The following is a 12,779-nucleotide window of genomic DNA, read 5'->3' as shown; positions in this document are numbered from 1 at the left end:
ACCTAGCGTCGCGCCGGGAGAGCGTCCGCACCAGCCCCTGCGAGGAGCCCATGACCATCGTCCATCCGGTGTCCAAGCCGTATCTCACCGACCGGGAACGCGACTACGTCACCGACGCCGTCGAGTCCGGCTGGATCTCCTCGCAGGGCCCCTACGTGGCCCGGTTCGAGCGGGCCTTCGCCGACTGGAACGGCTCCGCCCACGGCGTGGCCTGCTCGTCGGGGACCACCGCCCTGACCCTGGCCCTGCGCGCGCTGGACATCGGGCCAGGGGACGAGGTGATCGTCCCGGAGTTCACGATGATCGCGTCGGCGTTCGCGGTCACCTACAACGGCGCCACCCCGGTCTTCGTCGACTGCGCCGACGACCTCGACATCGACGTCACCCGGATCGAGGAGGCCATCACCCCGCGCACCCGGGCGATCATGCCGGTGCACGTCTACGGCCGCCGCTGCGACATGGACGCGGTGATGGCCCTGGCGCACGACTACAACCTCTCCGTCGTCGAGGACTCGGCCGAGGCCCACGGCGTCCGCCCGGTGGGGGACATCGCCTGCTTCTCGCTGTTCGGCAACAAGATCATCACCTCGGGGGAGGGCGGGATCTGCCTGACCGACTCCCCGCGCCTCGCCGCCCAGATGGCGCACCTGCGGGGGATGGCGTTCGACCCCGACCACACGTTCCTGCACCGCAAGCTCGCCTTCAACTTCCGGATGACCAACCTGCAGGCCGCCGTGGCGCTCGCCCAGACCGAGGCCCTCGACGAGATCCTCGAGCGCCGCCGGGAGATCGAGAAGCGCTACGACGCCGGCCTCGAGCACGTGCCGGGCCTGACCCGCATGCCCCCGCGCGACGTGCTGTGGATGTACGACCTGCTGCACGAACGCCGTGACGACCTGCGCACGCACCTGAGTTCCGCGGGTGTGGAGACCCGGGTGTTCTTCAAGCCGATGAGCCGTCAGCCGATGTACCTCGACCCGCGCTGGCCGGAGCTCACCGCACACCGCTACGCCGAGACCGGGCTCTACCTGCCCACCCACACCGGGCTGTCCACGGCCGACCAGGACGCGATCATCGACGCGGTCCGGTCCTTCCCGCACGAGGGCTGAGGGCGCGGCGCTCATCGCGGGCAGGTGCCCGCGGTGAGCGCCGCGTCGGCGATGAGTGCCGCGTCGGCCGGGGCGGTGCCGGCCCGGACCGAGAGAGCCGGCCCGGTCCGGGACAGCGATCCCGGACCGACGCCGTCAGCCCGGTCCGATCCAGCTGGTCGGAGCGACGAAGCCGGGCGGGCCGCCCCACGACACCGGCCGGGCCCGCGGCGTGGCGGTGGCGGGGGCGGGCCGCCGAGCGGCCAGGACGGCGGCGACGAGCGCCGCCAGCTCGGCGTCGTCCGGTCGCCCGCGCAGGACGTGGACCGCCGCCGGCACCGGCCCGGGGGAGCCGGTGCCCGCGGTCGTGCGGCCGCTCACGTCGGCGGGTTCCCGTGCTTGCGGAACGGCAGGTCGGCACGCTTGGCACGCAGCACGGCCAGGGCGTCGACCAGGGCGGACCGGGTGTCGGCGGGGTCGATGACGTCGTCGACCAGGCCGGCCTCGGCGGCGTAGTAGGGGTGCATCAGCTCCTGGCGGTACTGTTTGATCCGCTGCAGCCGCGTCGCCTCCGGGTCCGGCGAGCCGGCGATCTCCCGCCGGAAGACGACGTTCGCGGCGGCCTCGGCCCCCATCACCGCGATCTCGTTGGTCGGCCACGCGAGCGAGATGTCGGCGCCGATGGAGCGGGAGTCCATGACGATGTAGGCACCGCCGTAGGCCTTGCGCAGGATCAGCTGCACCCGGGGCACCGTGGCGTTGCAGTAGGCGTACAGGAGCTTCGCACCGTGCCGGATGATCCCGCGGTGCTCCTGGTCGCCGCCCGGGAGGAAGCCCGGCACGTCGACCAGCGTGACCAGCGGGATGCTGAACGAGTCGCAGGTGGACACGAAGCGGGCCGCCTTCTCCGAGGCCGCGATGTCCAGCACGCCCGCGAGCGAGGCCGGCTGGTTCGCCACGATCCCGACGGTGTGCCCGTCGAGCCGGGCCAACCCGCAGACGATGTTCGGCGCCCAGTCCGCGTGCACCTCGAACAGGTCGCCGTCGTCGACGATCTCCGCGACGACCGCGCGCATGTCGTAGGCGCGCGTCGTGTCGGCGGGGACGAGGTCCAGCAGGGACGAGGTGGGCCGGTCGGCGGGATCACCGGTCTGGACCCGTGGTGGCGCCTCCCGGTTGTTGGACGGCAGCAGCGAGACGAGGTGCCGGACGTCGGCGAAGCAGGAGGCCTCGTCGTCGTGGACGAAGCCGGCGGAACCCGACCGCGTCGCGTGCACGTGCGCGCCGCCGAGCCCCTCGTGGTCGATGTCCTCACCGGTGACCGCGGACACGACGTCCGGCCCGGTGATGTACATCTGCGCGACGTCGCGGACCATGAACACGTAGTCGGTGAGTGCGGGGGAGTAGGCGGCGCCACCGGCGCACGGCCCGAGCATCACGCTGATCTGCGGGATCACCCCGGACGAGCGGACGTTGCGGCGGAAGATCCCGCCGTAGCCCGCGAGCGCCGTGACCCCCTCCTGGATGCGGGCCCCGGCCCCGTCGCTGAGCGCGATCAGCGGTGCCCCGGCCGCCTCGGCCATGTCCATGACCTTGTGGATCTTGCTGGCGTGGGCCTCACCGAGCGAGCCGCCGAAGATGCGGAAGTCGTGGGCGTAGACGAAGACCGTCCGTCCGTCGATCCGCCCCCAGCCGGTGACGACGCCGTCGGAGTGCGGCCGGCGGTCCTCGAGCCCGAACCCGTGGGCGCGGTGCCGGCGGAAGCGTTCGATCTCCCGGAACGAACCGGGGTCGAGCAGCAGTTCGAGCCGTTCGTGCACGGTGAGCTTCCCGCGGGCGTGCTGGGCCGCGGTCGCCTGCGCCGACGGGCCGCTGCGGGCCTGCTCACGCAGCTCGGCGAGCTCACCGACCCGCGACCGCAGGTCGGGCTCGGTGGGGTCCCCGGTCGTGCCGACGCCGTCCCTGGTCGTGGTCATGTCCATCCCTCCGTCGGTCGGCTCCGCTCACTTCACGTGGTCGGCGACGACCTGCGGGGGCCACGACCCCATCTCGAACATCCCGAGCGCGTACGCCTTCGAGATCAGCGCCGGACGGTTCTTGACCTTCATGCGGCGCAGCAGGGAGGTGACGTGGTACTCCACCCCGCCGCGGCTGAGGAACAACGTCGAGGCGAGCTGGACGGTGGACGCCCCCGATGCCACCCCTTCGAGGATCTTGGCGTCCATGTCGGACAGGATCCGGCGCGGTCGCGGGACCGGCGCGCCGCGCTCGGCGTGCGGCGCGAGGACGGCGATGACGCCCTCGATCCGGCCCGCCCCGCGGGCGAACGGGGTCGCGGTCAGCTCGCCCTGGAGCTGCCCCTCGGGGGACTGCAGCGTGACCGTGGTGTCCTTCAACCGGGACTGCTGACCGTCGAGCAGCCGCTGCAGCCGACCGTGCACCGCGGTCCGCACGCTCGGGTCGAGCAGGTCACAGAACGCCGACCCGCAGAGGTCCTCGTGCAGCTGCTGACGGAACCGCCGGAACATCTCCTGATTCGCCGCGACGATCCGCAGCGATCGGTCCAGGGACACCATGCAGGACTGGTGCGCCCCGGGGCCGCGTGACTGTGACGAGCGTGTCCCTGTCGTCGACTGGTTCATGTCGCTCCCCTGCGAATCGGGATCCCGGCGTGTTCGGGAGGATCAACTCTTTACGCCGAACGGCTTCCACCGACGTTATGAACCGTTACGCCGGAGCGTCAACGCGGAGTGGCCGCAAGCGCTTAACACTGTGGCTGTGCAGTCACTCGGCCGGGTGGCGAGAGGGGGCGGTGTGTGATGGGTGTCACTACGGTGTGGAGGGGCGGATTCTGGGGGTTTCCTCAGTACGGTCTGCGGCATCGTCGGGGGCTCACCCGGGGCACCTGCACGGCAGGTCCGGGGGCGGGTCATGTCACGGTCATACCGTGGTCATGCTGGAGTCATGGCAACCATCGCCGCAGGTCAGGTGCGGTCGAGGAGGCGGACGAAGCCGTTCGCGGCGAGTTCGGCCAGCCATCCCGTCATGCGGTCGCGGACGACCCAGGGATCGGCCTGCCAGGCGCGGGCCAGCTCCAGGGCGGCATCGCCCAGGACCCACTGGGCCCGGCTGAGGCTGACCCACATCGCCGTCTGCGCGGCGGTGCAGAGGAGCGTGTCGGGACTTCCGGCGAGCCGGATTTCCATCCACCCGTTGCTCAGCACGCTGACCGTCATTCCGGGGGCGGGGCCGATCCGTCGATTCCGTGTCTCACGCGACATGGCGCGGCAATTCGTCATCGAGTTCGGACGCGACGTACATCAGAATGTCATCTACGGCGCGACCGCTGTTCATGACGACCAGTGTCGAGGACGTCATGTGCGGATATCACCAGTATCCGACTCCTGTCGGGTGACAGCGGCTCGCCGGCGTTCAGCCCGGGCCGAGGTCGCCGCGGCCACCGATTCCGAGCTTGCGGTAGGCGCTGGTGAGGCGCTTCTCGACGGCGCGCCGGCTGACCCTCAGCTGCTGCGCGATCTGCTGGTTGGAGGCCCCGGCCCGGACCAGGGCCACGGCCTCCTGCTCGCCCGCGGTGAGCCGGCCGGCCCCGGTCCCCGTGGACCGTGACGAGCCGGCACGCGCCGCGACGGCGGCGCCGAGCGGCGCCTCGGCCGACTCTGCCGGTGCGCCTGCCGCGGGACGCGGGGCGAGCACCGGGCGGGGGACGGGGCGGGGCGGGACCGCCCCCCCGCCGGCAGCCCCGGGCCGGGGGACGGTGTCGGGGCAGTGCTCGAGCGCCACCGCGACCCGGTCGGCCTCGGCGCCGTCCTCGGAGTCCGCGAGTACCGCCGACGCCGAGCGCAGGAGGCGCAGGCGCTCCGGCCCTTCGGCGAGCTCGGCACGGACCCGCAGCGCACGGCCGAGTGCGGCCGGTGCCCCCCAGCTCGTGGCGAGCGAGAGCTCGGTCTCGGCGAGGTCGCGGGCGGTGCCGACCTCGCCCAGCCGGGCGGCCAGCAGGGCGGCCCGCCCACGCCACGGGAACACCGCCGGATTGCGCCAGCCCAGGTGGTCCAGGTGACGACCGGCGTCGAGCAGGCACTCCAGCGCCAGTGGGAGGTCCCCGGCGGCCGACGCCGCACCGCTGCGGCGCAGCCGGTGCATCGCGCGCTCGGGCAGTCGCGGACGTGCGAGATCGGTGTCGGTGTCGGTGCCCCGGATCCGGACCTCCTTCACCACGGCGGTGGCCGTCAGGGCCACCGCGAGCGGGGTGACCGGCGCGTCCGGATCGCGGGGGGCGAGACGGACCTCGCGTCCACGCGCGAGTGCGAGCAGGGCGTGCAGATCCGCGGAACGGCCGGCGCCCGCCGCCGCGCCCTGCTGCACGGCGAGCCGGTGCGCCAGCGACCCTGCCCGGTCCGCCGCCACCAGTGCGAGTCCCAGGAGCTCGGGCAGCGCGCCGGTCGGATCCAGCTCGCGGGCCGGGACGATCCGCAGCAGCCGCGCCCCGAGCCCCGCCACGGAGGCGGCCGGCACCCGACCGGAGAGCGCGGCGCCGTGCAACAGGACGGTGATCAGCTCCTGCCCCGCCGAGGTGGACAGCTCCGCGTCCGGATCGGCGAGCACCTCCTGCAGCCTGTCACAGCCGGCCTCCAGTCCCTCGGGCGTCTGCTCGTCGAGCCGGTGCCGACGGGTCCGGATGCGCAGGGCGAGCGGCCGGTCGCCGGCGGTGGCCGGGTCGGCGTCGGCCTGCCGGACCGCGTCGCGGACCTCGGCGGGCGCGGTGACGACGGCTCCCACCGGGAGGGCGGCGATGGCCCGGGCCCTGGCGCGCGGCCCGTCGAGGAGGGGAAGGGCCTGGGCGACGTGCCGGGTGGCGATCGTCGGGGCGTACCCGGACTCGGCAGCGGCCAGGTCGGCCAGGACCGATCCCCGCTCGGCGGGGGACAGGTCCCCGTCGAGCAGTACCCGCCGCAGGTGGTCGGCGGCGGTCCGGCCCCCGCCGACCGGGTCCTCGGCGAGGCACAGTGACGCGGCCGTCCGCAGGGTGTGCACCGCCCACCGCTCCAACGGCGTCGTGCAGGCCAGCAGATGTCCGGCCACCTCCGCCGGGGGCCGTCCGATCTCGTGCAGGAGGCGGGCTGCCTCGGCGTGCACGGTGCACCGGTCGGTGGGGCCGAGGGCGACGTCGGCGACCGCCGGATGGCTCGGGCCGGGCGGGTCACGGTCGAGCAGCAGCCCGGCGTCGACCAGGCGGGCCCGCGCCGTCCTGGCCGCCGCCGCATCGAGACCGGACAGCCGGCGGATCGTCCCCGTGTCGCCGTCGTGGTCGAGCACGACCACGGAGCGCAGGTAGCGGAGGGCCTCGTCGTCCAGGTCGCGCACGGCCCGGGCGAACCGCTCCAGCAGGGCCGGGGGGCGGAGTGCGCCGACCGGCGTCCGCGCTGCGGTGTCGTCCCCGGACGCAGCGGCCTCGGACAGCAGCTGGGTGAGCACCATCGGGTTGCCGAGGCTGGCCGCGTGGAACACGCCCGCTGTCCCCGGCGCCGACCCGGCCCCGATCCACTCCTCGACCACGGCGGTGGTGGCCCGCTCCGACAAGGGGTGGAGCCGGACGTCACGAGCGGTCGCCAGCAGTCTGCGGACCGATCGGCGGTCGGCTCCCCGGTCCCCGGCGAGCACCGAGCACACGAGGGCGACGGGTCGCTCGTGGGCGGACAGGGCGAGCTCGACGAGCCAGTCCAGGGACGGGTCGTCGGCCCACTGGAGATCGTCGACCAGCACCACCAGGGGACTGCCGGGTGCCGTCGTGCGGTCCAGGAACCCGACGGGGTCGGCCAGGGCGGCGTCCTCGGCACCGACCGGGAGGTCGCCTTCGGCACCGACCGGGAGGTCGCCTTCGGCACCGACCGGGAGGTCGTCCTCGACACCGACCGGGAGGTCGTCCTCGACACGGTCCCCCGGCAGCAACGGATCGACCAGCTGGTGCACCACCCCGCGGGCGAACTCGCGCTCAGCCGGGGCGGCACACGCCCGCAGCACCTGCATCCCGGTGCTCCCGGCCCTCGCCGCGACGGCCCCGAGCACGGTCGTCCGACCGGAGCCGATCCCCCCGCTCACCACGGCGGTCCCGCCGAGCCCGTCCCGTGCTCCGGCCAGGAGCGACCCGAGCCGTTCGAGTTCGCGCTCACGACCGTGCACGCGACACCTCCGGTGTCGATCCCACGGGGGGCAGCTCGCGCAGTGTCGCGGTGACCAGTGCGATCGGCGCGGGAGCCCCCCACCGGAGTGCCAGCCGGTGCTCGTCGAGTGCCAGCCTGCGGGCGGTGGCGTGGGAGCCGAGCCCGGCCAGCAGGCGGGCGGCCGTCGAGCGCCACGGTGCGATCGCCGGGTTGACCCGGCCCCGGTCGAGGAGCAGGCGACCGCACGCCATCAGCTCGTCGACCGCGTCCTGGGGGGAGCCGGAGAGCATGTGCACGATCCCCCGGACGTAGGTGAGCAACGCGACCCCCGCACGGTCGGTGTCCGAGGTGCTCCCGGCGAGGGCGACCGAGGTCGCCGTGGCCAGGTCACCGTCGACGACGTGCAGCAGCGCCTCGACCGCGTCGAGCAGCGGATCGCAGCCCGGCTTCCGGACGGCGGCAGGGCCGCGCCGGGCGGCACGCAGGTCGCGGCGCGCACCCTCCCAGGCCCCGGCGCGCAGCTCGAGCAGGGCCGAGACGCCCAGCACCAGCGTGGGCACGCGCCCGGCCCCGGCCAGATCCAGGACGAGGCGGCGCATGCCGGCGCGCGCCTCGTCGTGGTGGCCGGAGGCCTGCAGGGTCATCGCGGCCGTCACCCGGGGGACGATCGGGCGGTCCGCGTCCGGGTCCCCGACGACGGCCGCGGCCTCCCGGGCGAGCGCGAGCGCCCGTCGGCGGTCCCGTCCCAGCAGCAGCAGCGAGTACGCCTCGGCGCCGCCGGCGCCCTCGGGTGGCGGGCCGTGGTCGACTCCCGCACCGTCGAAGCCGAGCTGCCGGACCTGGGTTGCGGACGGTCGGCAGGGCGCAGCCGCGCCGGCGAGTGCTCGGCGCGCGGCCCCGGTGTCGCCCTCGGCCAGCAGCAGGTCGATCGCGGAACGTGTCGTGCGGGGACGGGGTGCGTCCCCGCGGTCCGGCGCCGGGTCGTCGTGCGGCTCCGGGTCCGGGCCCGAGGCGGCGAGCCGGGAGAGCAGCCGGCGCGCGGCAGCCGGGTCGTGGTGTGCGCGCGCCGCGGCGAGCGTCGTCGTCAGCGGGCCGCGCAGAGCCGCGGGCACGTTCTCGTCGAACGCGCGTTCGGCAACGGCCGCCGCCTCGGCGTGTCTGCCGGTGGCGAGCAGCTCGCGGGCGCCCCGGTGCAGCAGACCGGCGACCCAGGGCTCGCCCTGGACCGGCGCCGCCAGCAGCACCCGGGCGATGTCGGACTCGGGCAGCGCGGCCCGGCGGGCCGCACGTGCCGCCCGCGTGAAGAGGGCGCGTCGCTCGGCGAGGGGCACGCGGCTCAGTACGACGTCCGCGGCGACCGGGTCCAGCACCGCCGGGTGGGTCCCGGCCAGGAGCCCGGTCGCGGCGAGCCGGGGACCGAGGTCTCCGCCGTGTCCGGTGGCCGGTCCGATGCGCCCGGCCAGCGCCGCGAGCGGACGACCGCACACCGCGATGCCGGTCAGCGCGTGGCGCAGGTCGTCGGGGAGGCCGTCGACGACCGCGTTCGCGTGGTCCTGCCGGGCCCTGTCGACGACGCGGGCCAGCCGGGCCGGGTCCCCGTCGCCGTCCCAGCGGTCGAGAACCGTCGACAGGACCGCCGGCACGCCGCCGGTCGCGCGCCGCAGCCGGACGGCGGTGGCGCGGTCCGGGACGTGGCCCAGCCGGTCGGTGACCGTGTCGCGGACCTCGGCGAGGGTGAGCCGGGCGGTCCGGACGACCGTGTCCTCCGGCGGACCCGGCGCCAGCGCCCACGACGAGCCCCCGTGGGTGCCGGTGTCGGACACGAGGACCCCGAACGAGGCGTGGTGCCGTCGTCGGAGCAGCATCTGCAGCCACTCCTGGCTCAGGGGGTCGGCCCACTGCAGGTCGTCGACCACGAGGAGCAGCGGCCGTCGACGCGCGGACTCCAGGACCGTGCGGCAGTACCGGTGCAGCGCCGCATGGTCGACCCGGCCCGGCGCGGTGGGCGGGAGCGGCTCGCCGGGGCGGGGCCCGCACGCCGCGATCAGGCGGGACGTCGTCGACAGCGGACGGTCGTGGCGGCCCTCGACGGCGCGCGCGGCCAGTACGCGGACACCGCGTTCCCCGGCCCTGTCCGCTGCCCACCGCAGCAACGTGGACCGCCCCGTACCTGGCTCGCCCAGGACGACGGTGAAGGTCGGAGTGCCGCCCGCGACCCGGCGCACCGTCTCCAGGAGCGCGGCGTGCGGCCTGCGCCGGTCCGGGCCCGCGGTCACGCCGCGCCGCCACGGTCGGCGGCGACCAACGGGGCGAGCCCGGTCCGGTCGGTGACGTCGAGCTTCCGGAACGCGCTCGTCAGGTGCACCTCGACGGTGCGGACCGTGATGAACAGCGCCCGGGCGATCTCCCGGTTGCGGGCACCCCCGGCGGCCAGGCGCACCACCCGCCGCTCGGCGGAGGTGAGGGGGTCCAGCGGAGAACCCGTCGGCCGCCGCATCCGGCCGCCCGCGCGGTGCAGGGCCGCCCGCGCCCGGGAGGCCTCCCGCGTCGCCCCGCAGCGGGCGGCGAGGGTCGCGGCCTCGCGCAGCTGACGGCGTGCCTCGATCACGTGCCCCGAGGCGAGCAGGCCGGTACCCCATCGGAGACGGGCCTCCACCAGCTCCGACCGGGCGGGTGAGTCGTCGAGCACCGCCACCGCCTCGGCCAGCAGATCCAGCCCGTCCGGACCGGGGGTCGTCGCACCGCGGGCGGTGAGCGCGAGCCCGCGGGCCCTGGGGGTGCCCCACCGCGCGGCCAGCGCCGCGCCGTGCTCGACGACCGGGGCCGCGTCGTCGGGTCTCCCGAGATCGGCGAGGAGCAGGGCGGCACGCGCCCACCAGGGCGCGAACACGGCGTTGGCGATGCCGTCCTCGTCGAGGGCGGCGCCGCACCGCCGGTACAGCGCCAGTGCCCTGGTGTGCCGGCCGCGGGCCGCCGCGACGTCGCCCCGGGCGAGCAGCAGGTCGTGGTGCTCCCAGGTGAGGTCCTCGTCCCACCGGTGCTGCCGTGCGGCCAGGACCTCCGTCGCCCGGTCGACCGCGCCCCGACGCAGGTGCACCCCCGCCAGGACGATCGACGGGGTTCCGGTGCCGCAGTCCCGACCCGCCCGGCGGGCGGTCTCCATCGCCTCGCACGCAGCGGCCTCCGCCGCGGCCAGCTCCCCCGTGGCGAGACGGGCCTCGGCCAGCCCGCTCGTGGCCAGGGTCCGCGTCCAGGACGAGACCTCGTGCCCGGGGCGCCGCAGCACGCCCTCCAGCAGGGCGACGGACTCCTCGCAGCGGTCGGCCAGGCGCAGGACCCGCGCACAGGCCAGCGCCGTCCAGCCGGCGAGCTCGGTGTGCTCGCGGGGTGCCGCCCGACGAGCCAGCTCGACGGTCCTCGCGGGATCGCGTCCCGCGAGGAGCAGGGCGGTCGCGAGCATCGCGAGCTTGTGCCGGCCGGCTTCGGTGTCGCCCTCGGGGACGTCGGTCCGGTACGCCCGCTCGATCGTGCGGGCGACCGTCCGCCGCCGGTCCAGGCCGACGACGAGCAGCACCGCCTCGGCCGAGGTGCGCAGGTCCGCTGGTCGTGGCAGGACCTGCGGCTCGTCGTCCACGGCGTCGCGGTGGTCGAGCTCCTCCAGCGCCGACCGGAGGACCGCGGCCGCGTCCGCGGGGCCCCGGGCCGGCAGCGAGGCCATCGCGAGCTGCACGGCGACCTGCATCCGACGGGCCGGGTCCACCGCCGACGCGTGCGCGACGCGCAGGTGCTCGACCGCGCCGGTCGGGTCGGACACGGCGAGCGCGGAGGCCAGGCGCGACCGCAGGGCGACGTCGGCCGGCCGCGCGTCCACCACCGGGGCGAGATACCGCGCGAGGTCGGCGAACGCGGACCGGTCGGCCGCACGGTCGGCGGCCTCCTGGAGCACGGTCAGCATCCACGGCTCGGCGGGGTCGGGCAGCTGCAGCAGCAGCTCCGCGATGCGCTCGGCCGGCGCGCCCGCGTCGTTCAGCACGCGTGCGGCGCGCCGCCGGAGCCGTCCCAGCTCGTGGTCGGGGATCCGGTCCAGGACCGCTGTACGCAGGCGGTCGTCACCGAGGTCCGTGCCGTCGGGGGTGAGCACCCCGGTCCGGGCGAGGGCACGCACGGCGCCGGCGGTCGGGACGGGGCCGACCCCCGCGACGGCGGCGAGCGTCCCGATGGTGGACGGCCCCGCGACCGCGAGCGCCGCCGTGAGGCGTCCGACGCACGGACCTCCGGAGCGCAGGTGCCAGTCGACCGTCTCGTCGGTCCGGCGGCGGGAGCTCCCCGTCCGCTCCGCCACCGGAGGTGGGGGGAGCGGTGTCGCGGTCCTGGCCCGCTCCGCGGGGCGCAGGGCCAGCGTCTCGGTCGACGGGGCACGCAGGGGCCAGAGCCGTTCGGGGAGGACCCCGTCGACGTCGGTGCGCGCCGCGAGGACGAGTCCGATCGGGAGGCCGTGCATCCGGCGCAGGAGGAACCCCAGGAAGGCCAGCGACCCGGCATCGCAGCAGTGGACGTCGTCGACGACCAGCAGGAGGGGACCGCGCGCGACGAGGCTCGTGGTGAACCGGTGGAGAGCGCGCAGCCGGCGGTGGAGCTCGTCCGGTGTCGCGGTGGGGCCGAGCTCGTCGAGGACCGTCGCGACGTCGTCGGCGTGACGCGCGGTCGGACCCAGCAGGTGGCCCACCGTTCCGAACGGGGTGGGTTCGGGGTCCTGTCGGCCGGTGGCGTGCAGCAGCCGGACGTCGTGGTCGTGGTGCCGGCGCAGGGTGTCGAGCAGGGCCGTCTTGCCGGTCCCGGGTGCGCCGGTCAGCAACCGGGCGATCGGCCTGCCGGCGGCGACGGTCGCGGGTGCTGCGGTGAGCCAGGCCCATTCCGTGGCCCACCAGGACAGGTGGGCCGGCGGTCCTTCCCGCACCGTCACCGCCCTCCTCTCCCGGTACCGCCCGGTCGACTCCGTGCCGTCGGCGGCCTGCGCCGGGGCGTCCCGGGTGCGGTCGGTGGGGGGACGCCTCGCCGGGCACCCCCCCTCGACGTGGGGAAACTCGGCCGCGAGCTCACGTATGACGGTACGAAGATCGAAACGAGGGCGTCAACGACCTGGCCCCGTAAGCGCTTAACATTGTGGACCGCCCGGCGGCTCGTGAGGGAGGTGTGGTTCGGTGTGTGGTCTAGGTCACTTCGGTGTGTGCGTCACGAGGCCGGCGGCCAGGAGGCCGTCCAGCCAGTCGTTCATCCGGTCGCGCACGTTCCACGGCTGGCAGCCCCACGCGTCGGCGAGGCGGATCGCGGCGTCGCCGACGTGCCATCCGTTCTCGGCCAGGCAGAGCCACATCGCGGTCTCCTCGAGGTTGCACAGCAGCGCACCACCACCGGGGTGGTGCAGCTCCATCCAGCCGTTGTCCAACACGCGGGCGTCGACACCGGGCACGGGTCGGACGGTCACGCCGCCCACCCTGGCCGACGGCCGCCA

9 protein-coding genes are annotated in these 12,779 nt (G+C 75.4%); 1 reads left to right on the top strand and 8 read right to left on the bottom strand.

The window, feature by feature from the left end; all coding sequences use genetic code 11:
- The first annotated feature begins 50 nt into the window (after positions 1-50).
- Positions 51-1,109, top strand: coding sequence for a DegT/DnrJ/EryC1/StrS aminotransferase family protein (locus Ae717Ps2_RS15150; RefSeq protein WP_075306857.1), 1,059 nt, complete (start codon positions 51-53; stop codon positions 1,107-1,109).
- A gap of 135 nt (positions 1,110-1,244) precedes the next feature.
- Here the strand turns inward: Ae717Ps2_RS15150 and Ae717Ps2_RS15145 are convergent, their stop codons facing one another.
- From Ae717Ps2_RS15145 to Ae717Ps2_RS15110, 8 genes are all read right to left on the bottom strand, one after another.
- Entirely contained in the window at positions 1,245-1,469 is a 225-nt protein-coding gene (locus Ae717Ps2_RS15145) for an acyl-CoA carboxylase epsilon subunit (protein WP_075306855.1), read from the bottom strand.
- A complete protein-coding gene (locus Ae717Ps2_RS15140) occupies positions 1,466-3,070 on the bottom strand; it encodes an acyl-CoA carboxylase subunit beta (protein ID WP_369804840.1) in 1,605 nt (534 codons plus the stop codon). Before Ae717Ps2_RS15140 ends, Ae717Ps2_RS15145 begins: the two co-directional genes overlap by 4 nt.
- A gap of 21 nt (positions 3,071-3,091) precedes the next feature.
- Entirely contained in the window at positions 3,092-3,664 is a 573-nt protein-coding gene (locus Ae717Ps2_RS15135) for a LuxR C-terminal-related transcriptional regulator (protein ID WP_158071499.1), read from the bottom strand.
- Between the two features lie 408 nt (positions 3,665-4,072).
- A complete protein-coding gene (locus Ae717Ps2_RS15130; protein ID WP_143510392.1) occupies positions 4,073-4,312 on the bottom strand; it encodes a hypothetical protein in 240 nt (79 codons plus the stop codon).
- Positions 4,313-4,520: 208 nt separating this feature from the next.
- Positions 4,521-7,286, bottom strand: coding sequence for an AAA family ATPase (locus Ae717Ps2_RS15125; RefSeq protein WP_075333529.1), 2,766 nt, complete (start codon positions 7,284-7,286; stop codon positions 4,521-4,523).
- Positions 7,273-9,543 carry an ATP-binding protein gene (locus tag Ae717Ps2_RS15120; RefSeq protein ID WP_075306847.1) on the bottom strand — a complete coding sequence of 757 codons (2,271 nt, stop codon included), beginning with the start codon at positions 9,541-9,543 and terminating at the stop codon, positions 7,273-7,275. The genes Ae717Ps2_RS15125 and Ae717Ps2_RS15120 overlap by 14 nt, the downstream gene beginning before the upstream one ends.
- A complete protein-coding gene (locus tag Ae717Ps2_RS15115; protein ID WP_075333528.1) occupies positions 9,540-12,230 on the bottom strand; it encodes a LuxR family transcriptional regulator in 2,691 nt (896 codons plus the stop codon). The genes Ae717Ps2_RS15120 and Ae717Ps2_RS15115 overlap by 4 nt, the downstream gene beginning before the upstream one ends.
- A 252-nt stretch (positions 12,231-12,482) precedes the next feature.
- A complete protein-coding gene (locus tag Ae717Ps2_RS15110; RefSeq protein WP_139320211.1) occupies positions 12,483-12,752 on the bottom strand; it encodes a hypothetical protein in 270 nt (89 codons plus the stop codon).
- Between the last annotated feature and the right edge of the window lie 27 nt (positions 12,753-12,779).

The organism is Pseudonocardia sp. Ae717_Ps2 (assembly GCF_001932475.1).
Taxonomy (GTDB): Bacteria; Actinomycetota; Actinomycetes; order Mycobacteriales; family Pseudonocardiaceae; genus Pseudonocardia.
Note: the sequence above shows the minus strand (reverse complement) of the source record. Positions and strands in the feature narration are given on the sequence as shown.

Bases quoted from the DNA above. Each gene is read 5' to 3' on its own strand.
- Ae717Ps2_RS15150 (WP_075306857.1), top strand. From the start codon at position 51: ATGACCATCGTCCATCCGGTGTCCAAGCCGTATCTCACCGACCGGGAA.
- Ae717Ps2_RS15135 (WP_158071499.1), bottom strand. From the start codon at position 3,664: ATGGTGTCCCTGGACCGATCGCTGCGGATCGTCGCGGCGAATCAGGAG.
- Ae717Ps2_RS15140 (WP_369804840.1), bottom strand. From the start codon at position 3,070: ATGGACATGACCACGACCAGGGACGGCGTCGGCACGACCGGGGACCCC.